Below are 24,587 nucleotides of genomic sequence, written 5' to 3' on the forward strand. Positions count from 1 at the left end.
TGGGCGGCACCGGCGGGGGGGGGTTGCGGGCCGGCGGGGTGGGGGGCATCCCACGGGCCCGGGGGGGCCCGGGGGGGGGGCGGGGGGGTGGGGGGGGGGGGGGGGGGGGCGGCCCCGCCGCCCCCCGACCCCACCCGAGAATTAGCAGTACAGACGACGACATAGGGGACAGAGTGCTCGACGTCAACTTCTTCGACGAGCTGCGCATTGGTCTCGCCACCGCCGACGACATCCGTCAGTGGTCGCACGGCGAGGTCAAGAAGCCTGAGACGATCAACTACCGCACCCTGAAGCCGGAGAAGGACGGACTCTTCTGCGAGAAGATCTTCGGTCCGCAGCGGGACTGGGAGTGCTACTGCGGTAAGTACAAGCGCGTCCGGTTCAAGGGCATCATCTGTGAGCGCTGCGGCGTCGAGGTGACTCGCTCCAAGGTCCGTCGTGAGCGGATGGGGCACATCGAGCTCGCCGCTCCGGTGACCCACATCTGGTACTTCAAGGGCGTTCCGAGCCGGCTGGGTTACCTGCTGGACCTCGCCCCCAAGGACCTCGAAAAGATCATCTACTTCGCCTCGTACGTCGTGACGAGCGTGGACGCCGAGTCGCGTCACCGTGACCTCTCGACGATCGAGAACGAGATCCTGGCCGAGAAGCGGCAGTCCGAGAACAGCCGCGACTCGGAGATCGAGAAGCGGGCCGCCAAGCTCGAGGCCGACCTGGCCGAGCTGGAGGCCGAGGGTGCCAAGGCGGACGTCCGGCGCAAGGTCAAGGAGGGCGGAGAGCGCGAGATGCGCCAGATCCGCGACCGGGCCCAGCGCGAGATCGACCGCCTGGACGAGGTGCTGGACACCTTCCGCAAGCTGGAGCCGAAGCAGCTGGTCACCGACGAGCTGCTCTACCGCGAGCTGCGCGACCGGTTCGGTGAGTACTTCACCGGTTCCATGGGCGCGGAGGCGATCAAGGCGCTGGTCCAGAACATGGACCTCGACGCCGAGGCCGAGAGCCTGCGGGAGACCATCCGGTCCGGCAAGGGCCAGCGGAAGATCCGGGCGCTCAAGCGGCTCAAGGTCGTGGCGGCGTTCCTGAACACCCGCAACTCGCCGCTCGGCATGGTGCTGGACTGCGTCCCGGTCATCCCGCCGGACCTGCGCCCGATGGTGCAGCTCGACGGTGGCCGCTTCGCGACCTCGGACCTGAACGACCTGTACCGCCGCGTGATCAACCGGAACAACCGCCTCAAGCGGCTGATCGACCTCGGTGCTCCCGAGATCATCGTCAACAACGAGAAGCGGATGCTCCAGGAGGCCGTCGACGCGCTGTTCGACAACGGCCGTCGCGGCCGGCCGGTCACCGGTCCGGGTAACCGCCCGCTCAAGTCGCTTTCCGACATGCTCAAGGGCAAGCAGGGTCGGTTCCGCCAGAACCTGCTGGGCAAGCGCGTCGACTACTCCGGCCGTTCGGTCATCGTGGTCGGCCCGAAGCTCAAGCTGCACCAGTGTGGTCTGCCCAAGCAGATGGCGCTGGAGCTGTTCAAGCCGTTCGTGATGAAGCGGCTGGTGGACCTCAACCACGCGCAGAACATCAAGTCCGCCAAGCGGATGGTCGAGCGTCAGCGCCCGGTCGTGTGGGACGTGCTGGAGGAGGTCATCGGCGAGCACCCGGTGCTGCTCAACCGGGCGCCGACCCTGCACCGTCTGGGCATCCAGGCCTTCGAGCCGCAGCTGGTCGAGGGCAAGGCGATCCAGATCCACCCGCTGGTCTGCACCGCGTTCAACGCCGACTTCGACGGTGACCAGATGGCGGTGCACGTGCCGCTGTCCGCCGAGGCCCAGGCCGAGGCGCGGATCCTGATGCTGTCGTCGAACAACATCCTCAAGCCGGCCGACGGCAAGCCGGTCACCATGCCCACGCAGGACATGGTCATCGGTCTGTACTACCTCACCCACCTCACCCCCGGTGAGAAGGGCGAGGGCCGGGTGTTCAGCTCGGACGCCGAGGCGCAGATGGCGTTCGACAACGGCGAGCTGGGCCTGCAGGCGCCGGTGCGGATCCGCCTGCGCAACGTGGTCGGTGTCGACAACGGCGCCGGCGCCGAGGCGTGGACCGCTCCGGAAGGCTGGGTCGAGGGTGACCCGCTGACCGTGGAGACCACCCTGGGCCGGGTGCTGTTCAACGAGACGCTGCCGCAGGGCTACCGCTTCGTGAACTACGAGATCCGCAAGGGTCAGCTCTCCGCGATCGTCAACGACCTCGCCGAGCGCTTCCCCAAGGTGGCGCTGGCCGCCACCCTGGACGGGCTCAAGGAGGCCGGTTTCCACTGGGCCACCTGGTCCGGAGTGACGATCGGCATGGAGGACGTCATCGCTCCGCCGCGCAAGGCGGAGATCCTGGCGAAGTACGAGAAGGAAGCCGACCGGATCGACAAGCAGTACCAGCGTGGTCTGATGACCGCCGAGGAGCGTCGCGGCGAGCTCATCGAGATCTGGACCAAGGCGACCAACGAGGTCGCCAAGGAGATGGACACCGCGCTTCCGCAGGAGAACCCACTGTGGGTGATGATCAACTCGGGTGCCCGCGGTAACCTGCTCCAGCTCCGGCAGATCGCGGCGATCCGTGGTCTGGTGGCCAACCCGAAGGGCGAGATCATCCCGCGGCCGATCAAGGCCAGCTACCGGGAGGGTCTGTCCGTGCTGGAGTACTTCATCTCCACGCACGGTGCCCGTAAGGGTCTCGCCGACACCGCGCTGCGGACCGCCGACTCGGGTTACCTGACCCGTCGTCTGGTGGACGTCTCCCAGGACGTGATCATCCGCGAGGAGGACTGCGGCACCGACCGCGCGATCCCGATGCAGATCGGCGAGAAGCTGGACGGCAAGCTCGTCGTCCACACCCACGCCGAGACCAGCGTGCACGCCCGGACCCTGGCCGACGACATCAAGGGGCCGGACGGCACCGTGGTCGCCGAGCGTGGCCAGGACATCAACTCCATCGGTGTCGACAAGATCGTCGCCGCCGGGGTGGAGACGGTCCGGGTGCGCAGCGTGCTCACCTGCGAGTCGAAGCTGGGCGTCTGCGCTGCCTGCTACGGCCGCTCGCTGCCGACCGGCAAGTCGGTCGACATCGGTGAGGCCGTCGGCATCATCGCCGCCCAGTCCATCGGTGAGCCCGGTACGCAGCTGACGATGCGTACCTTCCACACCGGTGGTGTCGCGGGTGAGGACATCACCCAGGGTCTGCCGCGTGTCCAGGAAATCTTCGAGGCTCGGGTCCCGAAGGGTAAGGCGCCCATCGCCGACACCCCGGGTCGGATCCGGATCGAGGACGGCGAGCGCTCGCGGAAGATCATCGTGGTGCCGGACGACGGCAGCGAAGAGATCGTCTACGACAAGATCTCGAAGCGCGTCAAGCTCCGTACCCACGACGGCGGTCACGTCGCGGTCGGCGAGAAGCTGACCGAGGGCACCATCGACCCGCACGAGCTGCTGCGGATCATGGGTCCGCGGGCGGTCCAGGTCCACCTGACCAGTGAGGTCCAGGAGGTCTACCGCTCGCAGGGTGTGCTCATCCACGACAAGCACATCGAGATCATCATCCGCCAGATGCTCAAGCGGGTGACGGTCATCGACTCCGGCTCGACCGAGTTCCTGCCGGGTGTGCTCGTCGACCGGGCGCTGTTCGAGTCGGAGAACCGCCGACTCGTGTCGGAGGGTGGCGAGCCCGCCGCCGGCCGTCCGGTGCTGATGGGTATCACCAAGGCCTCGCTGGCCACCGACTCCTGGCTCTCCGCGGCCTCCTTCCAGGAGACCACCCGGGTGCTGACCGACGCTGCGATCAACTCGCGCAGCGACTCGCTGGTCGGCCTCAAGGAGAACGTGATCATCGGTAAGCTCATCCCGGCCGGTACGGGCATCAGCAAGTACCGCAACGTCCGGGTCGAGCCGACCGAGGAGGCCAAGGCCAAGGTCTACTCGATGACCGGCTACCCGGAGACCGACTACGGGTTCGGGCCGGCCAGCGGGCAGGCTGTTCCGCTGGACGACTTCGACTTCGGGTCGTACCGCTAAGCACCGACACCGACGAGGCCCCCGGCACCTGCCGGGGGCCTCGTCGTGTCCGGACCGACCCGGCGGTCGACCGGGTTGGGCATGATGGAGGCATGACGATCGCACCCGGACAGGTGTCCGTCGCGTCCCAGGGACTTCGCCACCCGCTGGACCCGGACCCGGCCCGTGCCACGAAGGCGCGGGCGGTCTTCGCGCTGGGGCTGCTCGGCATGCTGACCGGGCTGTTCATCGGCGGGGTGGTGCCGGCGACTGTCGCGTTGCACCTGGCGCGGCAGGCCCGCCGGGAGGCGTACGCCTCGGGGGGTTTTCTGACCGGCGGTGTCTGGTTGCGCAGGGGCGAACGGTTGGCCTGGACCGGCCTGGTGCTGGTCGCGGTCAGCGTGGTCGTCGCCGTGGTGATCGGCGTGGTCCGGCTGGCCGGCGTGCCGTTCGGCCACGACTACCCGGCGAACATGGACTGACCGTTCCGTCGGCCACGCCCGGCGCGGACGGCGCTGCTTTCGGCGGTAGCCTGGCCGGTGTCCGCCGCTCGGCGGCGGCGGCCCTGTCGACAGGAGGACCTCGTGACGGAACCGGCGCGGCCCCCGGCGGACGAACCGGCCGGGAATCCTGGCGCGCCGGCCCCGGGCCAGGCCCCCTCCGCCTCGAACGACTGGGCGCGACCCGATCCGGGCGGGCAGCCGACCGCACCCGCCGAGGCCCCCGATCCGGGTACGCCGCCTTCGGCGTGGGGTGCGCCGCCCCCCGGGTGGGGTCCGCCCACGGCCGAGTGGGGCGGGGTCGTTCCGCCCGGCCCCGGCCAGCCTCATCCCGCGTCCGGTGCGCCGCTGCCGCACGGCTGGGGCCAGCCACCGTCGGGCCCTGCCCCCGCCTGGGATCATCCGGCGTCGGGACCCGCGGCTGCCCCTGGCTGGAGCGAGCCACCATCGGGGCCCGGAAGTGCCCCCGGCTGGGGTCAGCCGCAGCAGGGGCCCGGGGTTCCGCACGGTTGGGGTCAGCCGCCGGCGGGGCCCGGGGTTCCACAGGGTTGGGGTCAGCCCCCGTCCGGGCCCGGTGCGCCGGCGGGCTGGGGGCAGCCTGTTTCGGGGCCCGCCGCGCCGGGCGCTTGGGGTCAGCCGGCGGGGCCCGGTGCGCCGCCGGGCTGGGGTCAGTCGGCGTCGCCCGGGTGGGGTGTGGCTCCCGCTCGGCCGGTGCCGCCGCCCACCGACGACAAGCGGCGGCCGCCGAAGCGGGTGGAGGCGGTCCCGGGCACGCCGTTCGGCGTGGTGCACCTGGATGTGGCGCCGGTCACCTCCGGCCTGGCGACCGGGGCGCTGGTGGCGGGCATCGCGTCGATCCTGGTCTCGCTCCTGGTGATCTGCTTCGGGGTGGCGTTCGGGGACGACGGCGGCGTCTGGGCCTCCGGCGCCTTCACCGTGCTGGGGGTGCTGGCGGGAGTGGCGGCGATCGTCACCGGTCTGCTCGGCAGGCGGCAGATCGGCCGGCCGGCCGCGCCGTCGGCGGTCCGGTTCACCGGGCGCGGACTGGCGGTGGCCGGCATCAGTTGCGGCGCGGCGGGTGCGCTGCTCAGCCTGTTGGGTCTGGGCCTGGCGTTGCTGATCATCCTGACGTGACACCGCGCACCGCTTCGGCGGTGCCGGGGCGCCGGATCCGCGGTGCCAGCATGGGGGCGACGGGTGGTCCGGCGGGGAAGCCGGTACACTTGTGTCTGTAGGTGCCCATCGCGGGCGACGAGGCGGGACGAGATCCGGCCGGCGGGTGTGAGACGATCGCCGACCCATTCCGTTTTGACCTGGACGGCTGTGGTAGGTACTCTTTCCCCTTGTGCCCGGGCGTGCCCGGGCAACTCGTGCGTGCGCTGGTTCCGGAGTCCGGACGGCGGCACGACAAGCCAGAGATCCGGGGCGGGGCGATCCGCGTGCCGGTGACAGAAAACCCCGGTACGCCTGCGAAAGCGTCCGCACCGGGACCGTGAGCTGGGCGACACGCCCGACCGCGGGTGCCGGGACCTCCGCAAGGTGGCCCTGGTCGGAATGTAGGAGAGCCGGTCATCAGGCCGGCTAACGAGCAGACGGCGCGGCCGCGTAGAGCGGCCGAAGGGAGCGGAGAAACCCGGTGCCCACCATTCAGCAGCTGGTCCGAAAGGGCCGTCAGGCCAAGACGACCAAGACCAAGACCCCGGCGCTCAAGGGGTCCCCCCAGCGGCGCGGCGTGTGCACCCGCGTGTACACCACCACCCCCAAGAAGCCGAACTCCGCGCTGCGCAAGGTCGCTCGTGTGAAGCTCAGCAGCCAGATCGAGGTGACCGCCTACATCCCGGGCGTCGGTCACAACCTGCAGGAGCACTCGATCGTGCTCGTTCGCGGCGGCCGGGTGAAGGACCTCCCCGGCGTGCGTTACAAGATCGTCCGCGGCTCGCTGGACACCCAGGGTGTCCGCAACCGCAAGCAGGCGCGCAGCCGTTACGGCGCGAAGAAGGAGAAGAGCTGACATGCCGCGTAAGGGACCCGCTCCGCGGCGGCCACTGGTCGCTGACCCGGTGTACAACTCGCCGCTGGTCACCCAGCTGGTGAACAAGATCCTGCTGCGCGGCAAGCGTCAGCTCGCCGAGTCGATCGTGTACGCGGCCCTCGAGGGCTGCCGCGAGAAGTCCGGCACCGACCCGGTCGTCACCCTCAAGCGGGCGATGGACAACGTCAAGCCGACCCTCGAGGTGCGCAGCCGTCGTGTCGGTGGCGCCACCTACCAGGTTCCGGTCGAGGTTCGCCCCACCCGGGCGACCACTCTGGGCCTGCGTTGGCTGGTCACCTACTCCCGCGCCCGGCGTGAGAAGACCATGGTCGAGCGGCTGATGAACGAGCTGCTGGACGCGAGCAACGGCCTCGGTGCCGCCGTCAAGCGGCGCGAGGACACGCACAAGATGGCCGAGTCCAACAAGGCCTTCGCGCACTACCGCTGGTAACACCCTGGTTCCGGCGCCCCACCGGGCGCCGGAACCGCCACCAGTTGAGTCGAGACGACGATAAGTAGGGATTGAAGTGGCCGCCGCAGACGCGCTCGCCAACGTACGCAACATCGGCATCATGGCGCACATCGATGCCGGTAAGACCACGACCACCGAGCGAATCCTGTTCTACACCGGCATCACGTACAAGATCGGTGAGGTCCACGAGGGCGCTGCCGTCATGGACTGGATGGAGCAGGAGCAGGAGCGTGGTATCACCATCACCTCCGCTGCTACCAAGTGTGAGTGGAAGGGCCACACGATCCAGATCATCGACACGCCCGGTCACGTCGACTTCACGGTCGAGGTCGAGCGGTCGCTGCGTGTGCTGGATGGTGCGGTCGCGGTCTACGACGGTGTCGCCGGCGTGGAGCCGCAGACCGAGAACGTCTGGCGGCAGGCCGACAAGTACAACGTCCCGCGGATGTGCTTCGTCAACAAGCTCGACCGGACCGGCGCCGACTTCTTCCGCTGCGTGCAGATGATGATCGACCGGCTGAACGCCACCCCGCTGGTGCTCCAGATCCCGATCGGTCTCGAGGGTGACCACATCGGTGTCGTCGACCTGATCGGCATGCGCGCTCTCACCTGGCGTGGGGAGACCCAGAAGGGTGACGACTACGCGATCGAGGAGATCCCGGCCGAGCTGGCCGACTCCGCGGCCGAGTGGCGCGAGAAGCTGATGGAGACCCTCGCCGACGTCGACGACTCGGTGATGGAGAAGTACCTGGAGGGCGAGGAGGTCTCCCCCGAGGAGATCAAGGCCGCCATCCGGCGTGCCACGATCGCCGGCAAGGCCAACCCGGTGCTGTGCGGCTCGGCGTTCAAGAACAAGGGCGTCCAGCCCATGCTCGACGCCGTGGTCGACTTCCTGCCGTCGCCGCTGGACGTTCCGGCGATCGAGGGTACGGCCCCCGACGGCGAGACTCCGCTGCTGCGGAAGCCGTCGAACTCGGAGCCCTTCTCCGGCCTGGCCTTCAAGATCCAGACGGACAAGCACCTCGGCAAGCTCACCTACGTGCGGGTCTACTCCGGCACGCTCGATTCCGGTTCCCAGGTGGTCAACTCCACCAAGGACCGCAAGGAGCGGATCGGCAAGATCTACCAGATGCACGCCAACAAGCGGGAAGAGCGTCCGTCGGCGCGGGCCGGCGACATCATCGCCGTCCAGGGTCTCAAGCAGACCACCACCGGCGACACGCTCTCCGACCCGGCGAACCCGGTCATCCTGGAGTCGATGACCTTCCCGGAGCCGGTCATCTCGGTGGCGATCGAGCCGAAGACCAAGTCCGACCAGGAGAAGCTGGGTACGGCCATCCAGCGCCTGGCCGAGGAGGACCCGACCTTCCGCGTCCAGTTGGACGAGGAGACCGGTCAGACGGTCATCTCCGGCATGGGTGAGCTGCACCTGGACATCCTGGTCGACCGGATGCGCCGCGAGTTCAACGTCGAGGCGAACGTCGGCAAGCCTCAGGTGGCGTACCGCGAGACCATCCGCCGCAAGGTGGACAAGGTCGAGTACACCCACAAGAAGCAGACCGGTGGTTCCGGCCAGTACGCCCGCGTCATCGTGAGCGTCGAGCCGCTGCCTCTGGACAACGACTCGCCGACCTACGAGTTCGCCAATGCCGTCAGCGGCGGCCGCATCCCCCGGGAGTTCATCCCCTCGGTGGATGCCGGTGCGCAGGACGCGCTGCAGTACGGCATCCTGGCGGGCTTCCCGCTGGTCGGCGTGAAGCTGACCCTGCTGGACGGCCAGTACCACGAGGTCGACTCGTCGGAAATGGCATTCAAGATCGCCGGCTCCATGGTGATGAAGGACGCGGCCCGCAAGGCCGATCCGGCGTTGCTCGAGCCGATGATGGCCGTTGAAGTCACCACTCCTGAGGAGAACATGGGTGACGTCATCGGTGACCTCAACTCCCGCCGCGGCATCATCCAGGCGATGGAGGAGCGCAGCGGCGCCCGCATCGTCAGGGCTCTGGTGCCGTTGTCGGAGATGTTCGGCTACGTCGGCGACCTGCGGTCGAAGACCCAGGGCCGGGCTAGCTACAGCATGCAGTTCGACTCCTACGCCGAGGTTCCGCAGAGCGTCGCGAAGGAGATCATCGCCAAGGCAACGGGCGAGTAACGCCCCGAGCAGGTGATTCGTGGTCGGTCGTGGGTGGTTTCACCCGCCCGCGGCCACCACGATCGGATCGCGTGAGACCGGGCCTGTAGGCTTCATCGCCGCAGAACCCACAAAGGCTCTCCGGCCGTTCGGCCGGAAAGGCTGTCGACAGAGTCCTAAGCGCCGACCGGCGCGCCGGGCGTACGAACCAAGAAGTCCACAGGAGGACACCAGTGGCGAAGGCTAAGTTCGAGCGGACTAAGCCGCACGTCAACATCGGCACCATTGGTCACATCGACCACGGTAAGACGACGCTGACGGCGGCCATCACCAAGGTCCTGCACGACCAGTACCCGGACCTGAACCCTTACACGCCGTTCGACGAGATCGACAAGGCGCCGGAGGAGAAGGCCCGCGGCATCACGATCTCGATCGCGCACGTCGAGTACCAGACCGAGTCGCGGCACTACGCGCACGTCGACTGCCCTGGGCACGCCGACTACATCAAGAACATGATCACCGGTGCCGCGCAGATGGACGGCGCGATCCTGGTGGTCGCGGCGACCGACGGCCCGATGCCGCAGACCCGTGAGCACGTGCTGCTCGCGCGTCAGGTTGGCGTGCCGTACATCGTCGTGGCGCTCAACAAGAGCGACATGGTCGACGACGAGGAGCTCCTGGAGCTCGTCGAGCTCGAGGTCCGTGAGCTGCTCTCCTCGCAGGAGTACCCGGGTGACGACCTGCCGGTCGTTCGGGTTTCGGCGCTGAAGGCCCTCGAGGGTGACCCCGAGTGGACCGGCAAGCTGCTGGACCTGATGAACGCGGTCGACACCTCGATCCCGCAGCCGGACCGCGAGGTTGACAAGCCGTTCCTGATGCCGGTTGAGGACGTCTTCACGATCACCGGTCGTGGCACCGTCGTCACCGGTCGTGTGGAGCGTGGCGTTCTCCTGCCGAACGAGGATGTTGAGCTCGTTGGTATCAAGGAGAAGAGCTTCAAGACCAAGGTCACCGCGATCGAGATGTTCCGGAAGACCCTGGACGACGCCCGCGCAGGCGAGAACGTCGGTCTGCTGCTGCGCGGCACCAAGCGCGACGAGGTCGAGCGCGGCATGGTCGTCGTGAAGCCGGGCTCGAACACCCCGCACACGGAGTTCGAGGCGACGGTCTACATCCTCTCCAAGGAGGAGGGCGGCCGGCACACCCCGTTCTTCCAGAACTACCGCCCGCAGTTCTACTTCCGGACCACGGACGTCACCGGTGTCGTCACCCTTCCCGAGGGCACCGAGATGGTCATGCCGGGCGACAACACCACCATGTCGGTGAAGCTGATCCAGCCCATCGCCATGGAGGAGAACCTCAAGTTCGCGATCCGCGAGGGTGGCCGCACCGTCGGCGCCGGGTTCGTCACCAAGATCATCAAGTGAGCTAGGTAACCCCGATTAGACCCGCCGCCGGTCGTGCGGCATACTAGTCAGGTTGCGTAACGACAGTTCGTCGCCTGTGTTCGGCTTTCGCTGAACCTCCGGGTGGCGAGACAGTCGAGCGTAGGGTGGTTGGCGGCCCAGTCGCCAACCACCCTCGCACGGCGTTCAGGTCGCGGTAACGCGATCGGCGCCTTGACCCACCGCGCGGTCAGCACCACTCCGGAACCACGGGGCGGAGCCCGGCCCGAGGGCGCGACACGCCCGACCGCGGGGGTCGGCGAAGTGGGCCTGTGCCAGCCGGTACAGGCGCCCGCAACACAGCGGCATCGAGAGAAGGAACAGAAGCCACCATGGCGGGACAGAAGATCCGCATCCGGCTCAAGGCCTATGACCACGAGGTCGTCGACTCCTCGGCTCGGAAGATCGTCGAGACGGTGACGCGCACCGGGGCGCAGGTCGCGGGCCCGGTGCCGCTGCCCACGGAGATCAACCGTTTCTGCGTTATCCGCTCGCCGCACAAGTACAAGGACTCGCGCGAGCACTTCGAGATGCGCACGCACAAGCGGCTGATCGACATCATCGACCCGACCCCGAAGACGGTCGACTCGCTCATGCGCCTCGACCTGCCGGCTGGCGTCGACATCGAGATCAAGCTGTAGGGACCGGACAAATGGACAGGCAAGTCAAGGGGATCCTGGGCGCCAAGCTCGGCATGACCCAGGTCTGGGACAACAACCGCGTTGTTCCCGTGACCGTGGTCGAGGCCGGCCCGTGCGTCATCAGCCAGGTTCGTAGCGCCGAGAAGGACGGTTACTCCGCGGTCCAGCTCGCGTACGGCACGATCGACCCGCGCAAGGTCAAGAAGCCGGTCAGCGGGCACTACGCGAAGGCGGACGTGGCGCCGCGCCGGCACATCGTCGAGCTGCGCACCACGGACGCTGGGGAATACTCGCTCGGCCAGGAGGTCACGGTCGAGGAGTTCCCGGCCGGCCTCACGATCGACGTCACCGGCAAGACCAAGGGCAAGGGCTACGCCGGCCCGATGAAGCGGCACGGCTTCCACGGTCTGCGCGCCAGCCACGGTGTCGAGCGCAAGCACCGCTCGCCCGGTTCCATCGGCGCCTGCGCCACCCCGGGTCGTGTCTTCAAGGGCACCCGGATGGCCGGCCGCATGGGTGGCGTGCGCTACACCGTGCAGAACCTCACCGTCCAGGCGGTCGACACCGAGAACAACCTGCTGCTCGTCCGGGGTGCCATTCCTGGCCCCAAGGGCGCGTTGGTTCTGGTCCGTACCGCGGCCAAGAGCAAGGTGAAGAAGGGCGGTGCGGCCAAGTGACCACCGTTGACGTACGCACCGTCGAAGGCACCACCAGCAGCTCGGTCGAGCTGCCGGCGGACATCTTCGACGTGCAGGCCAACGTCGCGCTGATGCACCAGGTCGTGGTGGCCCAGCTCGCGGCGGCCCGACAGGGCACGCACAAGGCCAAGACCCGCGGCGAGGTCGCCGGTGGCGGCAAGAAGCCGTACAAGCAGAAGGGCACCGGTCGCGCCCGGCAGGGCTCGATCCGCGCGCCGCAGTTCGCCGGCGGTGGCGTGGTGCACGGTCCCGTGCCGCGCGACTACAGCCAGCGGACCCCGAAGAAGATGAAGGCCGCCGCGCTCCGCGGTGCCCTCTCGGACCGGGCACGCGCCGGGCAGGTGCACGTCGTCGAGGCATTCGTCTCGGGCGAGAAGCCGTCGACCAAGGCCGCGCTGGCCACGCTGACCAAGCTCACCGAGGCCCGTCGGGTTCTCGTCGTGCTGAGCAGCACCGACGAGCTGAACTGGGTGTCGCTGCGCAACGAGCCGCGCGTGCACCTGATCGAGTCCGGCCAGCTGAACACGTACGACGTGCTGGTGGCCGACGACGTGGTCTTCACCAAGGACGCCCTGGACGAGTTCCTGGGCGTGCCCGCCGAGACCACCGAGGAGGGTGGCAAGTGAGCACGATCGCCGACCCGCGCGACATCATCGTGGCGCCGGTCGTCTCGGAGAAGAGCTACAGCGAGCTGAACCGGAACTGGTACACCTTCCTGGTGCACCCGGACGCGAACAAGACCGAGATCAAGATCGCTATCCAGCAGATCTTCGACGTCCGCGTCCTGACGGTCAACACGCTCAACCGCCAGGGTAAGCGCAAGCGCACCAAGACCGGCTTCGGTCAGCGCAAGGCGACCAAGCGGGCGATCGTGAAGCTGGCTGACGGTGACCGTATCGAGGCCTTCGGCGGCCCGGTCAGCTGAGGGGTGTAGACAATGGCTATCCGTAAGTACAAGCCGACGACGCCGGGCCGACGTGGCTCCAGCGTTGCCGACTTCGCCGAGATCACCCGGTCCACGCCGGAAAAGTCGCTGCTGGCTCCGTTGCCGAAGAAGGGCGGGCGTAACGCCCACGGCCGGATCACCACGCGGCACCACGGTGGCGGTCACAAGCGCCAGTACCGTCTGATCGACTTCAAGCGGGTCGACAAGGACGGCGTGCCGGCGAAGGTCGCTCACATCGAGTACGACCCGAACCGCACGGCGCGCATCGCGCTGCTGCACTACGCCGACGGCGAGAAGCGGTACATCATCGCGCCGAAGGACATGAAGCAGGGCGACCGCGTCGAGTCCGGTCCGGGCGCCGACATCAAGCCGGGTAACAACCTGCCGCTGCGCAACATCCCGGTCGGTACCACGATCCACAACGTGGAGCTGCGTCCGGGCGGCGGGGCCAAGCTGGCCCGTTCCGCAGGCGTCGGCATCCAGCTGCTCGGCCGCGAGGGCGCGTACGCGACCCTGCGTATGCCGTCCGGCGAAATCCGGCGGGTGGACGTGCGCTGCCGCGCGAGCGTCGGCGAGATCGGCAACGCCGACCAGTCGAACATCAACTGGGGTAAGGCCGGCCGTATGCGGTGGAAGGGCAAGCGCCCGACCGTCCGTGGTGTCGCCATGAACCCGGTCGACCACCCGCACGGTGGTGGTGAGGGTAAGACCTCCGGTGGTCGCCACCCGGTCAACCCGCAGGGTAAGCCCGAGGGCCGCACCCGCCGTAAGGGCCAGCCGAGCGACAAGCTGATCGTCCGCCGCCGCTACGCCACGCGTAAGCGCGGCTGAGGGAGATAAGACATGCCTCGCAGCCTCAAGAAGGGCCCGTTCGTAGACGACCACCTGCTCAAGAAGGTGGAAGTACAGAACGACAAGGGCTCGAAGAACGTGATCAAGACCTGGTCGCGGCGCTCGACGATCATCCCGGAGATGCTCGGGCACACGATCGCCGTGCATGACGGACGCAAGCACGTCCCGGTGTTCGTGACCGAGGCGATGGTCGGGCACAAGCTCGGCGAGTTCGCGCTGACCCGCACGTTCAAGGGTCACGAGAAGGACGACCGGAAGAGCCGTCGGCGCTGACGCCGCGGGCATACGGATAGAGGGAACAAGGGGTTACAGCGATGCCAGGAAAGGGCGACGCTCCGGTGCTTCCGGGCGCGCGGGCGGTTGCGCGGCACGTGCGCATCTCGCCGATGAAGGCGCGCCGGGTGGTCAACCTCGTCCGCGGCCTGCCCGCGAAGGAGGCTCTCACGGTGCTGCAGTTCGCGCCGCAGGCTGCGAGCGAGCAGGTGTACAAGGTGCTCGCTAGCGCGATCGCGAACGCGGAGAACAACGAGCGGCTGGACCCTGACGCGCTGCTCGTCAGCGAGGCGTTCGTGGACGAGGGCCCGACGATGAAGCGGTTCCAGCCGCGGGCGCAGGGCCGGGCGTACCGGATCCGCAAGCGCACCTGCCACATCACCGTGGCAGTCGAGGCGGTCGCGCCGGCAGCGCCGAGGAAGGCCGCGGCGAAGAAGGCCGCCCCGGCCACGGAGGCCGCACCGGCCGAAGCGCAGAGCAAGACGGAGGACGCCGAGTAATGGGTCAGAAGGTTCACCCCACTGGGTTCCGGCTCGGCATCTCGACCGACTGGAAGTCCCGCTGGTTCGCAGACAAGCTCTACAAGGACTACATCGGCGAGGATGTCAAGATCCGCCGCATGATGTCCAAGGGCCTCGAGCGTGCCGGGATCTCCAAGGTCGACATCGAGCGCACCCGCGACCGCGTCCGCGTCGACATCCACACCGCCCGGCCGGGCATCGTCATCGGCCGTAAGGGTGCGGAGGCCGACCGGATCCGCGGCGAGCTCGAGAAGCTCACCGGCAAGCAGGTCCAGCTGAACATCATCGAGGTGAAGAACCCCGAGTCGGACGCTCAGCTCGTCGCGCAGGGCGTGGCCGAGCAGCTGTCCAGCCGGGTCAGCTTCCGTCGGGCGATGCGCAAGGCCATGCAGTCGGCCATGAAGAACCCGGTCTGCAAGGGCATCCGGGTTCAGGTCTCGGGCCGCCTCGGCGGCGCCGAGATGAGCCGGACCGAGTTCTACCGCGAGGGCCGGGTTCCGCTGCACACGCTGCGGGCCAACATCGAGTACGGCTTCTTCGAGGCCCGTACGACCTTCGGCCGGATCGGCGTGAAGGTCTGGATCTACAAGGGTGACGCGGTTCCGGGCCGGGAGGCTCCGGCCGAGGCCGGTCCGTCGCGCCCGCGTCGTGGTGAGCGCGGCGACCGTCCCGAGCGTCCGCGCCGTGGCCGGTCCGGTTCGTCCGGCACGACCGCTGGTGGCACCGAGGCCGGTCGGGCTGCTGCGACCACCATCGCGCAGCAGGCCGAGACGCCGAGTGGCGAGCCGGTCGACAGCGCTGCTGTCGCGGCCGCGGCTGCTCCGGCAGAAACGCAGCAGGAGGGCTGACAGATGCTGATGCCGCGCAAGCCCCCGAAGGGCTTCCGCAAGCCGCACCACCCGGACCGCAGTGGCGCGTCCAAGGGTGGTAACCGGGTGGTGTTCGGCGAGTTCGGGATCCAGGCTCTCGAGCCGGCGTACGTGACGAACCGGCAGATCGAGTCGGCACGTATCGCGATGACTCGCCACATCAAGCGTGGTGGCAAGGTCTGGATCACGATCTTCCCGGACCAGGCCCTCACCAAGAAGCCTGCCGAGACCCGGATGGGTTCCGGTAAGGGTTCGCCCGAGTGGTGGGTCGCCAACGTCAAGCCGGGGCGGGTTCTCTTCGAGATGTCCTTCCCCAACGAGCAGACCGCGCGAGAGGCTATGCGTCGCGCGATTCACAAGCTCCCGATGAAGTGCCGCATTGTTACGCGCGAAGTGGGTGAATCCTGATGGCAGCGGGCGTTAAGGCGACCGAGCTGCGTGAGCTCTCCGAAGAGGAGCTGGTCACGAAGCTGCGGGAGGCCAAGGCGGAGCTGTTCAACCTCCGCGTGCAGGCCGCAACCGGGCAGCTGGACAACAACCGGCGGCTGCAGGTCATCCGTCGGGAGATCGCCCGGATCTACACGATCATGCGTGAGCGCGAGCTGGGGCTCTCGGCCGCGCCGACTGAGGTGACTGCATCATGACCGAAGAGACCGCCACCGCCGCCGCGCGGTCGCGCCGCAAGGTCCGCGAGGGCCTGGTGATCAGCGACAAGATGGACAAGACCGTCGTCGTCGAGGTCGAGGACCGGGTTCGGCACGCGCTGTACGGCAAGATCATGCGCCGTACGGCCAAGCTGAAGGTGCACGACGAGCAGAACGCCGCTGGCACCGGTGACCGGGTTCTCATCATGGAGACCCGGCCGCTGAGCGCCACCAAGCGTTGGCGGATCGTGGAGATCCTGGAAAAGGCCAAGTAGCGAAGGCTCGAGCTCGCCCGGCGATGCGTCGGGCGTAGGTTCCGCCAGGCTCCGGCCGGCCGCGACGGCGGCCGGAGAACCGGCAGACATAGGAGATAGACGTGATTCAGCAGGAGTCGCGACTGCGCGTCGCCGACAACACGGGTGCTCGGGAGATCCTGTGCATCCGGGTTCTCGGTGGCTCCGGTCGGCGCTACGCGAGCATCGGCGACGTCATCGTGGCCACGGTCAAGGACGCGATCCCGGGTGCCGGTGTGAAGAAGGGCGACGTCGTGAAGGCGGTCATCGTTCGCACGGCCAAGGAGAAGCGTCGGCCGGACGGCTCGTACATCCGCTTCGACGAGAACGCCGCCGTCATCATCAAGGACGGTGGGGACCCGCGTGGAACCCGCATCTTCGGCCCGGTGGGCCGGGAGCTGCGGGACAAGCGGTTCATGAAGATCATTTCCCTCGCGCCGGAGGTGTTGTGACCGTGAAGGTCAAGAAGGGCGACACGGTCGTCGTCATCGCCGGCAAGGACAAGGGTGCCAAGGGTAAGGTCATCGCGGCCTACCCGCGGCAGGACAAGGTCCTGGTCGAGGGCGTGAACCGGGTCAAGAAGCACACCCGCATCAGCACCACCCAGCGTGGCGCCAAGACCGGCGGCATCGTCACCCAGGAGGCCCCGATCCACGTCTCGAACGTGCAGGTCCTGGACTCCGACGGCAAGCCGACCCGCGTCGGTTACCGCTTCGACGACAACGGCCAGAAGGTCCGCATCGCGCGTAGCACCGGTAAGGACCTGTGATGACCACGGCTACCGAAAAGACCCTGCCGCGCCTCAAGGAGCGGTACCGCAACGAGATCGTGGCCCAGCTGCGTGAGCAGAACAGCTACGGCAACCCTATGCAGGTGCCGCGGCTGGTCAAGATCGTCGTCAACATGGGTGTCGGCGAGGCTGCTCGCGACGCCAAGCTGATCGACGGCGCGGTCCGCGACCTCGCCACGATCACCGGCCAGAAGCCGCAGGTGCGGCGGGCGACCAAGTCCATCGCGCAGTTCAAGCTCCGCGAGGGCATGCCGATCGGCGCGAAGGTGACCCTCCGCGGCGACCGTATGTGGGAGTTCCTGGACCGGCTGCTGTCCATCGCGCTGCCGCGTATCCGCGACTTCCGCGGTCTGGACGGGCGCAAGCTCGACGGGCACGGCAACTACACGTTCGGTCTGACCGAGCAGTCGGTGTTCCACGAGATCGACCAGGACCGGATCGATCGCCAGCGGGGCATGGACATCACGGTGGTCACCACCGCTACGACCGACGACGAGGGCCGGGCGCTGCTCAAGCTCCTGGGCTTCCCGTTCAAGGAGAACTGAGATGGCCAAGAAGGCGCTGATCATCAAGGCGGCCGCGAAGCCGAAGTTCTCGGTTCGCGCGTACACCCGCTGCCAGCGGTGCGGGCGTCCGAAGGCGGTCTACCGCAAGTTCGGGCTCTGCCGGGTCTGCATCCGGGAGATGGCCCACCGCGGTGAGCTGCCGGGTGTGTCCAAGGCTTCCTGGTAAGGGCGACCGCGTCCCGGCTGTCAGCCGGGAACTCCTGCACCGATTAGGTATTGCTCTTCGCCGTAGGCCCGGGGCTGATGCCCCGGGAACCCCGGCGAGAAAGGCTGACGAAATCCATGACGATGACCGACCCGATCGCAGACATGCTCACGCGTCTGCGTAACGCCAACCAGGCGTACCACGATCAGGTGAAGATGCCCTACTCCAAGATCAAGGCGAACATCGCCGAGGTCCTGAAGGCCGAGGGTTACATCGCCACCTGGTCGGTCGAGGAGCCCGAGGAGGGTGCCGTCGGCAAGCGACTGGTCGTCGAGCTGAAGTACGGCCAGAACCGCGAGCGGAGCCTGGCCGGCATCAAGCGCGTGTCCAAGCCCGGTCTCCGGGTGTACGCCAAGTCGGACGGGCTCCCGCGGGTGCTCGGTGGGCTGGGCGTGGCGATCATTTCGACGTCCCAGGGGCTGCTGACCGACCGGCAGGCCCGCAAGCGGAGTGTTGGCGGGGAAGTCCTCGCCTTCGTCTGGTAACGGGAGACTGGTAGAAATGTCGCGAATTGGACGTAAGTCGATCCCGGTACCAGCCGGCGTCGACATCACGATCGACGGGCAGACCGTCAAGGTCAAGGGCCCGAAGGGCGAGCTGCAGCACACGATCGCCGACCCGATCACGGTCGAGCGCGCGGAGGACGGGCAGCTGAACGTCAACCGCCCGAACGACGAGCGCAAGGCCAAGGAGCTGCACGGCCTGAGCCGTACCCTGGTCGCCAACATGATCGTCGGCGTGACCGAGGGCTACCGCAAGAGCCTGGAGATCGCCGGCACCGGTTACCGGGTCACCGCCAAGGGTTCGGACCTCGAGTTCGCGCTCGGGTTCTCGCACCCGGTGGTCGTTCCCGCGCCGGCGGGCATCACCTTCACGGTGGAGCGGCCGACCCTGTTCCACGTGGCCGGCATCGACAAGCAGCAGGTCGGTGAGGTCGCCGCCAACATCCGGAAGATCCGTCCGCCGGAGCCCTACAAGGGCAAGGGCGTGAAGTACCAGGGCGAGGTCATCCGCCGCAAGGCTGGAAAGGCAGGTAAGAAGTGAGCGCCACGCTGCTCAAGCGCCGCCGCGGCGTCGCCGCCAAGCGCGCCGTTGGGCGTGCGCGTCGGCACTTCCGCGTCCGCAAGAACGTCAGCGGTACGGCCGAGCGTCCGCGCCTGGTCGTCACCCGTTCGCTGCGGCACATGGTTGCCCAGATCGTCGACGACACCAAGGGTCACACCCTGGCGTCGGCGTCGACCCTGGACTCCTCGCTGCGCGGTACGGAGGGCGACAAGAGCGCCCTCGCCGGCAAGGTGGGCGCCCTGCTCGCCGAGCGGGCGAAGGCCGCCGGCGTCTCCAAGGTCGTCTTCGACCGCGGTGGCAACCGGTACGCGGGGCGAGTCGCCGCGCTTGCCGACGCCGCCCGCGAAGCCGGGCTCGAGTTCTAACAAACCCCGTCACGAGAGATAAGGAAGGCTGCTGATGCCAGGTCAACAGCGCCGTGGCGGCGGGTCCGGTGGCAACGAGGGTGGTCGCCGCGACAACCGCCGTGAGGGCGGCCGCGGAAACGCGCCCGTCGAGAAGACCCCGCACCTTGAGCGGGTCGTCGCGATCAACCGCGTCGCCAAGGTCGTGAAGGGTGGTCGTCGCTTCAGCTTCACCGCCCTGGTGATCGTGGGCGACGGCGACGGCACGGTCGGCGTGGGCTACGGAAAGGCCAAGGAGGTGCCCGCGGCCATCGCCAAGGGTGTCGAGGAGGCCAAGAAGCACTTCTTCAAGGTTCCGCGGATCGGTCAGTCGATCCCGCACCCGGTGACGGGTGAGGACGCCGCTGGCGTCGTGCTGCTCAAGCCGGCCTCGGCCGGTACGGGTGTCATCGCCGGTGGTCCGGTGCGCGCCGTGCTGGAGTGCGCCGGGATCCACGACGTGCTCTCCAAGAGCCTCGGCTCGTCGAACCCGATCAACATCGTGCACGCCACCGTGGCGGCCCTGAAGGGGCTTGAGTCCCCCGAGCAGGTCGCGGCGCGTCGTGGCCTGCCGGTGGAGGACGTCGCGCCGGCCGCCATGCTGGCGTCGCGTGCGGGGGTGGCGCGCTGATGGCACGCCTGAAGGTCACCCAGCTCCGGTCCGGTATCGGGACCAAGCACAACCAGCGTGAGTCGCTGCGTTCGCTCGGTCTCAAGCGGATCAACGACGTGGTGGTCAAGGAGGACCGGCCCGAGATCCGCGGCATGATCTTCACTGTGAGCCACCTCGTGAAGGTCGAGGAGGTCGAGTAATGACGATCAAGGTGCACCACCTGCGCCCGGCACCCGGTTCCAAGACCGCGAAGACCCGTGTGGGTCGTGGTGAGGGTTCCAAGGGCAAGACCGCTGGTCGCGGTACGAAGGGCTCCAAGGCCCGCAAGAACATCTCGGCGGCGTTCGAGGGTGGGCAGATGCCCATCCACATGCGCCTTCCGAAGATGAAGGGCTTCAAGAACAAGTTCAAGGTGGTCTTCCAGGTTGTCAACCTGGACCGGCTCGCCGAGCTGTTCCCGAACGGTGGCCAGGTTGGCCCGCTCGAGCTGGTCGAGGCCGGCGCGGTCCGCAAGGGCCAGCCGGTCAAGGTCCTCGGCACCGGGGACCTTGGCGGGGTGGCGCTCCAGGTGTCGGCGCACGCGTTCAGCGCGTCGGCCAAGGAGAAGATCGCTGCCGCCGGTGGCTCCGCCACCGAGCTGTAAGGCGTACGACCTCGGCGCCCGTCGGTTGTGAGCAACTGGCGGGCGCCTAGGTCTGCCTGGGCCGTGCGCGCCCGGTAATATCGGATTCGGTTTATGTAGCCGGGCACACCTGCCCGGAGCGGGACAGGGCTGTTAGAGTCCCATCCCAGCCATGGATTGCGGGCACTCGCCCGTGATCCACCCCCACCCGCCAGGGATCACCGGCGGCCCGCCTCGCGCAGGAGGAAGAAGTTGCTGTCCGCCTTTCTCAGTGCGTTCCGTACGCCTGACCTGCGCAAGAAGCTGCTGTTCACAGTAGGCATCATCGCGGTCTACCGGCTGGGTGCCACGCTCCCCAGCCCGGGCGTCTCGTACGGCAACGTGCAGAAGTGCCTCGACTCCATCTCGGGTGACACGACGGGCCCGCTGAATCTGCTCAACCTCTTCTCCGGCGGGGCGCTGCTACAGCTCTCGGTCTTCGCGCTGGGCATCATGCCCTACATCACCGCGTCGATCATCCTGCAGCTGCTGACCGTCGTGATTCCGCGCCTGGAGCAGCTCCGCAAGGAGGGCCAGGCCGGTCAGGCGAAGATCACGCAGTACACCCGCTACCTGACCCTCGGTCTCGGCGTGCTGCAGGCCTCGGCGTTCGTGGCGCTGGCCCGCTCGGGTCAGCTGTTCCAGAACCGCTGCGACCAGTTCCCGATCATCCCCGAGAACACCGGCATCCCGGACTGGCTGACCCTGGCCGTCCTGGTGATCACCATGACCGCCGGCACCGGCATGGTCATGTGGCTCGGTGAGCTGATCACCGACCGGGGCGTCGGCAACGGCATGTCCGTGCTGATCTTCACCTCGATCGCGGCCCGGCTGCCCGGCGAGGGCTGGCAGATCAAGACCCAACAGGGCTGGGGCAAGTTCGCTCTCGTCATCGCGCTGGTTCTGGTGGTCATCACCGCGGTCACGTTCATCGAGCAGGCGCAGCGCCGGATCCCGGTGCAGTACGCCAAGCGGATGATCGGCCGGCGGATGTACGGCGGCACCTCGACCTACATCCCGCTGAAGGTCAACCAGGCGGGTGTCATCCCGGTCATCTTCGGCTCGTCGCTGCTCTACCTCCCGCAGTTGGCCCTGCAGTTCTTCGACCAGAACGATCCGGGCAAGGTCCAGGCGTGGATCCAGAACAACCTGGTCGCACCGAACAGCCCGATCTACATCTCGGTCTACTTCCTGCTGATCATCTTCTTCACGTACTTCTACGTCTCGATCACGTTCAACCCGACCGAGGTCGCGGACAACATGAAGAAGTACGGCGGGTTCGTGCCGGGTATCCGGCCGGGCAAGCCGACCGCCGACTACCTGGACTTCATCCTCAGCCGGATCACCCTGCCGGGCGCGCTCTACCTCGGCATCATCTCGATCCTGCCGAACTTCTTCTTCATCTGGCTGGACAGCCAGCAGTACCAGAACTTCCCGTTCGGTGGCACCGCTGTGCTCATCATGGTCGGCGTCGGTCTGGAGACCGTGAAGCAGATCGAGAGCCAACTCATGCAGCGGAACTACGAAGGGTTCCTGCGGTAGATGAGACTCGTTCTGGTTGGCCCGCCGGGTGCGGGTAAGGGCACGCAGGCAGAGTTCGTCGCCGCGCACCTGTCGGTACCCAAGATTTCGACCGGAGACATCTTCCGCTCGAACGTCACCCAGGGCACGCCGCTCGGCGTCGAGGCCAAGCGCTACATGGACGCAGGCGAGCTGGTTCCGGACGAGGTCACCATCAACATGGTCCGGGACCGGCTGGCCGAGCCCGACGCCAGCGAGGGCTTCCTGCTCGACGGCTTCCCGCGGACCACTCCGCAGGCCGCCGCTCTGGACAAGCTCCTCGCCGATCTGGGCACCGCCCTGGATCTGGTGCTGGAGCTGGTGGTCGACGACGACGAGGTGATCCGGCGGCTCTCCGGCCGGCGTACCTGTCGGGGTTGCGGCAAGATCTGGCACGTCGAGTTCGACGCCACCACCCGGCCGGGCATCTGTGACAGGTGTGGCGCCGAGCTGTTCCAGCGCGACGACGACAAGCCGGAGACCATCGCCACCCGGCTGCGGGAATACAGCGAGAAGACCGCGCCGCTGGTCGACTACTACGGCGCCCAGGGCAAGCTGGTGGGGATCGACGCCACCGGCCCGGTGGAGGACGTCACCACCAGGGCCATCGACGCTCTGCGGTCGTACGGCGGCTGAGGTCCTCGCCGCACCGCGGCGGATAGAGTGCGAAGAGCGGGGTACGCGAGACGTGCCCCGCTCTTCGGCAACGAAAGGTAACCGCTCCATGCGTCGTCCCCAGCTGGATATCCAGCTGAAGACCCCTGACCAGATCGACAAGATGCGCGCGGCCGGGCTCGTGGTCGCCGAGGCCCTGCGCCGGATGCGCGAGGCTGTGGCCCCCGGCGTGAGCACTGCCGATCTGGACGCCATCGCCGAGTCGACGATCCGCGAGGCGGGCGCCGTCCCGTCCTTCAAGGGCTACCACGGCTTCCCGGCGTCGATCTGCTCCTCGGTCAATGAGCAGATCGTGCACGCCATCCCGTCGCCGCAGCAGGTGCTCTCCGAGGGCGACCTCATCTCGATCGACTGCGGTGCGGTGCTCAACGGGTGGCACGGCGACTCCGCGATCACCGTCGGGGTCGGCGACGTCGACCCGGCACTGCTCAAGATGGCCGAGGTCGCCGAGGACGCGATGTGGGCGGGCATCGCCGCGGCGGCACGCGGTGCGGCCAGCGGCAAGGGGCGGCTCACCGACATCTCGCACGCGGTGGAGACCGCGGTCCGCAAGGGCGGCCGGTACGGCATCGTCGACGGCTACGGTGGCCACGGCATCGGCACCGAGATGCACCAGGACCCGCACGTGCTCAACCACGGTAGGCCGGGCAAGGGGCCGCGTCTGGTCCCCGGCATGGCGCTGGCGATCGAGCCGATGATCACCATGGCGTCGCCGCGTACCGTCGAACTGGCCGACGGTTGGACGGTGGTCACCCGGGACGGGTCGGTCGCCGCGCACGTCGAGCACTCGATGGCGCTGTTGCCTGATGGCGTGTGGGTGCTCACGGCCTTCGACGGCGGCCGTGCCCGCCTGGGCGACCTGGTAACCGCACGCCAACCCGCCCCCACCCCCTAACCCCCCAAACCCGCCCCCACCCCAACCCCACCCCCCCACCCCCCGCTCGTCGATCATGAAGTTATTGCCCTGACACGCCGGTGAGGCTGGCAATAACTTCATGATCAACCGTGCCGAGGGGTGGGAGGGCGGGCGGGACCGGCGGGCGGGACCGGCGGGCGGGACGGGACTGGCGTGGCGGTGGCATGCTTGCCGGCATGGACGGGCGCGACGGGATGCGGGCCGCGGACGCGGACCGTGAGGTGGTTGCCGACCGGCTGCGTGTCGCACTCGGCGAGGGCCGGTTGGACCTGCACGAGTACGACGAGCGGGTGCAACGGGCCTACGCGGCGCGCACGTACGCCGAGCTGGACGCCCTGCTCAGCGATCTGCCACCGGTGGCGCCCCCGGAGCATTCGGCCCTGCGGCCGGCCAGCGCGTCGGTCGAGCCGCCCGTCGGTCGGCCCGTCCCGGTCGTGCACGGCCACGTCGGTCGTTGGCTGGCCGAGGTGTGGCTGCCGTACCTGAAGGTGGTAGCCATCGTGGTGACGATCTGGGGCGTGACCTCGCTGCTGAGTCAGCAACTGCTCTATTTCTGGCCGGGCTGGGTGGCCGGCCCGTGGGGCGCGGTGCTGGTGCTCCGGACGGTCGGCGGGCTGGCCGGGGGAGAGCCCCGCCGCCAGGCGATCGAGCGGGAGCGCCGGCGTGAGCGCAGGCGGGCCAAGCGCGAGCGCCGCCGCGAACTGCACGCCAACGACCCAGAAGACCCCAAACCCGAAACCTGACCCACCGACCCCATCCGACCCACCCACCCACCCAACCACCGGTGATCATGGGG

32 protein-coding genes are annotated in these 24,587 nt (G+C 68.2%); all 32 read left to right on the top strand.

Translation table 11 applies throughout. From position 1 onward, the window contains the following. The first annotated feature begins 173 nt into the window (after positions 1-173). The 32 genes from ACGFIE_RS28990 to ACGFIE_RS29145 all read left to right on the top strand — a co-directional run bounded on the left by ACGFIE_RS28990 (position 174) and on the right by ACGFIE_RS29145 (position 24,534). Positions 174-4,061 (top strand): DNA-directed RNA polymerase subunit beta', encoded by a 3,888-nt coding sequence (locus ACGFIE_RS28990; protein WP_393300538.1) that lies wholly within the window; start codon positions 174-176, stop codon positions 4,059-4,061. Between the two features lie 92 nt (positions 4,062-4,153). Then, positions 4,154-4,522, top strand: coding sequence for a hypothetical protein (locus ACGFIE_RS28995; RefSeq protein WP_363680463.1), 369 nt, complete (start codon positions 4,154-4,156; stop codon positions 4,520-4,522). 771 nt (positions 4,523-5,293) lie between these two features. Continuing rightward, positions 5,294-5,674: a hypothetical protein gene (locus ACGFIE_RS29000; RefSeq protein WP_393300771.1), complete on the top strand. Its 381-nt coding sequence runs from the start codon at positions 5,294-5,296 to the stop codon at positions 5,672-5,674. Positions 5,675-6,176: 502 nt separating this feature from the next. Beyond that, entirely contained in the window at positions 6,177-6,551 is a 375-nt protein-coding gene (gene rpsL, locus ACGFIE_RS29005) for a 30S ribosomal protein S12 (RefSeq protein WP_007465318.1), read from the top strand. A 1-nt stretch (position 6,552) separates the two neighbouring features. Beyond that, positions 6,553-7,023 (top strand): 30S ribosomal protein S7, encoded by a 471-nt coding sequence (gene rpsG, locus ACGFIE_RS29010; protein WP_007465317.1) that lies wholly within the window; start codon positions 6,553-6,555, stop codon positions 7,021-7,023. A 76-nt stretch (positions 7,024-7,099) separates the two neighbouring features. Further along, entirely contained in the window at positions 7,100-9,196 is a 2,097-nt protein-coding gene (fusA, locus tag ACGFIE_RS29015; protein ID WP_363680461.1) for an elongation factor G, read from the top strand. A 212-nt stretch (positions 9,197-9,408) separates the two neighbouring features. After that, complete coding sequence (tuf, locus tag ACGFIE_RS29020) at positions 9,409-10,602, top strand: elongation factor Tu (RefSeq protein WP_393300542.1); 1,194 nt, start codon at positions 9,409-9,411, stop codon at positions 10,600-10,602. 350 nt (positions 10,603-10,952) lie between these two features. Continuing rightward, the gene (gene rpsJ, locus ACGFIE_RS29025; RefSeq protein WP_007073037.1) at positions 10,953-11,261 is read left to right on the top strand and encodes a 30S ribosomal protein S10; all 309 of its coding nucleotides are present in this window, start codon (positions 10,953-10,955) and stop codon (positions 11,259-11,261) included. Positions 11,262-11,272: 11 nt separating this feature from the next. Beyond that, positions 11,273-11,938, top strand: coding sequence for a 50S ribosomal protein L3 (gene rplC, locus ACGFIE_RS29030; RefSeq protein WP_266246328.1), 666 nt, complete (start codon positions 11,273-11,275; stop codon positions 11,936-11,938). After that, positions 11,935-12,585 carry a 50S ribosomal protein L4 gene (gene rplD, locus ACGFIE_RS29035; protein ID WP_007465305.1) on the top strand — a complete coding sequence of 217 codons (651 nt, stop codon included), beginning with the start codon at positions 11,935-11,937 and terminating at the stop codon, positions 12,583-12,585. The genes rplC and rplD overlap by 4 nt, the downstream gene beginning before the upstream one ends. Beyond that, a complete protein-coding gene (gene rplW / locus ACGFIE_RS29040; RefSeq protein ID WP_088998352.1) occupies positions 12,582-12,884 on the top strand; it encodes a 50S ribosomal protein L23 in 303 nt (100 codons plus the stop codon). The genes rplD and rplW overlap by 4 nt, the downstream gene beginning before the upstream one ends. Positions 12,885-12,896: 12 nt before the next feature. After that, the gene (rplB, locus tag ACGFIE_RS29045; RefSeq protein ID WP_007465301.1) at positions 12,897-13,736 is read left to right on the top strand and encodes a 50S ribosomal protein L2; all 840 of its coding nucleotides are present in this window, start codon (positions 12,897-12,899) and stop codon (positions 13,734-13,736) included. A gap of 12 nt (positions 13,737-13,748) precedes the next feature. Next, the gene (gene rpsS / locus ACGFIE_RS29050) at positions 13,749-14,030 is read left to right on the top strand and encodes a 30S ribosomal protein S19 (protein ID WP_007465299.1); all 282 of its coding nucleotides are present in this window, start codon (positions 13,749-13,751) and stop codon (positions 14,028-14,030) included. Between the two features lie 41 nt (positions 14,031-14,071). After that, the gene (gene rplV / locus ACGFIE_RS29055; RefSeq protein WP_007465297.1) at positions 14,072-14,530 is read left to right on the top strand and encodes a 50S ribosomal protein L22; all 459 of its coding nucleotides are present in this window, start codon (positions 14,072-14,074) and stop codon (positions 14,528-14,530) included. Next, the gene (gene rpsC / locus ACGFIE_RS29060; RefSeq protein ID WP_007465294.1) at positions 14,530-15,399 is read left to right on the top strand and encodes a 30S ribosomal protein S3; all 870 of its coding nucleotides are present in this window, start codon (positions 14,530-14,532) and stop codon (positions 15,397-15,399) included. The genes rplV and rpsC overlap by 1 nt, the downstream gene beginning before the upstream one ends. Positions 15,400-15,402: 3 nt before the next feature. Beyond that, entirely contained in the window at positions 15,403-15,828 is a 426-nt protein-coding gene (rplP, locus tag ACGFIE_RS29065) for a 50S ribosomal protein L16 (RefSeq protein ID WP_053653940.1), read from the top strand. Next, positions 15,828-16,064 carry a 50S ribosomal protein L29 gene (gene rpmC / locus ACGFIE_RS29070; protein WP_007465283.1) on the top strand — a complete coding sequence of 79 codons (237 nt, stop codon included), beginning with the start codon at positions 15,828-15,830 and terminating at the stop codon, positions 16,062-16,064. Before rplP ends, rpmC begins: the two co-directional genes overlap by 1 nt. Next, positions 16,061-16,339 (top strand): 30S ribosomal protein S17, encoded by a 279-nt coding sequence (gene rpsQ / locus ACGFIE_RS29075; protein WP_030489590.1) that lies wholly within the window; start codon positions 16,061-16,063, stop codon positions 16,337-16,339. The genes rpmC and rpsQ overlap by 4 nt, the downstream gene beginning before the upstream one ends. A gap of 101 nt (positions 16,340-16,440) precedes the next feature. Continuing rightward, positions 16,441-16,809, top strand: a complete 369-nt coding sequence (gene rplN / locus ACGFIE_RS29080) for a 50S ribosomal protein L14 (RefSeq protein ID WP_015619002.1) — start codon at positions 16,441-16,443, stop codon at positions 16,807-16,809. Further along, positions 16,806-17,126, top strand: coding sequence for a 50S ribosomal protein L24 (gene rplX, locus ACGFIE_RS29085; RefSeq protein ID WP_355242147.1), 321 nt, complete (start codon positions 16,806-16,808; stop codon positions 17,124-17,126). Before rplN ends, rplX begins: the two co-directional genes overlap by 4 nt. After that, complete coding sequence (gene rplE, locus ACGFIE_RS29090; protein WP_124776994.1) at positions 17,126-17,692, top strand: 50S ribosomal protein L5; 567 nt, start codon at positions 17,126-17,128, stop codon at positions 17,690-17,692. The genes rplX and rplE overlap by 1 nt, the downstream gene beginning before the upstream one ends. Before the next feature lies 1 nt (position 17,693). Further along, positions 17,694-17,879: a type Z 30S ribosomal protein S14 gene (locus ACGFIE_RS29095; protein WP_007465272.1), complete on the top strand. Its 186-nt coding sequence runs from the start codon at positions 17,694-17,696 to the stop codon at positions 17,877-17,879. Between the two features lie 116 nt (positions 17,880-17,995). Further along, positions 17,996-18,403, top strand: coding sequence for a 30S ribosomal protein S8 (gene rpsH, locus ACGFIE_RS29100; RefSeq protein WP_007465270.1), 408 nt, complete (start codon positions 17,996-17,998; stop codon positions 18,401-18,403). A gap of 16 nt (positions 18,404-18,419) precedes the next feature. Then, on the top strand, positions 18,420-18,962 hold the full coding sequence (gene rplF / locus ACGFIE_RS29105) for a 50S ribosomal protein L6 (RefSeq protein ID WP_007465267.1): 543 nt from the start codon (positions 18,420-18,422) through the stop codon (positions 18,960-18,962). A gap of 8 nt (positions 18,963-18,970) precedes the next feature. Further along, a complete protein-coding gene (gene rplR, locus ACGFIE_RS29110; protein WP_344355683.1) occupies positions 18,971-19,348 on the top strand; it encodes a 50S ribosomal protein L18 in 378 nt (125 codons plus the stop codon). 34 nt (positions 19,349-19,382) lie between these two features. After that, positions 19,383-19,997, top strand: coding sequence for a 30S ribosomal protein S5 (rpsE, locus tag ACGFIE_RS29115; protein ID WP_007465263.1), 615 nt, complete (start codon positions 19,383-19,385; stop codon positions 19,995-19,997). After that, positions 19,997-20,179, top strand: coding sequence for a 50S ribosomal protein L30 (gene rpmD / locus ACGFIE_RS29120; RefSeq protein WP_007465262.1), 183 nt, complete (start codon positions 19,997-19,999; stop codon positions 20,177-20,179). Before rpsE ends, rpmD begins: the two co-directional genes overlap by 1 nt. Then, a complete protein-coding gene (gene rplO, locus ACGFIE_RS29125; protein ID WP_007465260.1) occupies positions 20,179-20,622 on the top strand; it encodes a 50S ribosomal protein L15 in 444 nt (147 codons plus the stop codon). The genes rpmD and rplO overlap by 1 nt, the downstream gene beginning before the upstream one ends. A gap of 231 nt (positions 20,623-20,853) precedes the next feature. Further along, a complete protein-coding gene (secY, locus tag ACGFIE_RS29130) occupies positions 20,854-22,182 on the top strand; it encodes a preprotein translocase subunit SecY (RefSeq protein WP_363680453.1) in 1,329 nt (442 codons plus the stop codon). After that, the gene (locus ACGFIE_RS29135; RefSeq protein ID WP_007465256.1) at positions 22,183-22,836 is read left to right on the top strand and encodes an adenylate kinase; all 654 of its coding nucleotides are present in this window, start codon (positions 22,183-22,185) and stop codon (positions 22,834-22,836) included. An 88-nt stretch (positions 22,837-22,924) separates the two neighbouring features. Further along, positions 22,925-23,770, top strand: coding sequence for a type I methionyl aminopeptidase (gene map / locus ACGFIE_RS29140; protein WP_393300552.1), 846 nt, complete (start codon positions 22,925-22,927; stop codon positions 23,768-23,770). Positions 23,771-23,967: 197 nt separating this feature from the next. Beyond that, entirely contained in the window at positions 23,968-24,534 is a 567-nt protein-coding gene (locus ACGFIE_RS29145) for a DUF1707 domain-containing protein (RefSeq protein ID WP_393300555.1), read from the top strand. The last annotated feature ends 53 nt before the right edge of the window (positions 24,535-24,587 follow it).

Origin of the sequence: Micromonospora sp. NPDC049275 (assembly GCF_043197115.1) — a bacterium.
Taxonomy (GTDB): domain Bacteria; phylum Actinomycetota; class Actinomycetes; order Mycobacteriales; family Micromonosporaceae; genus Micromonospora.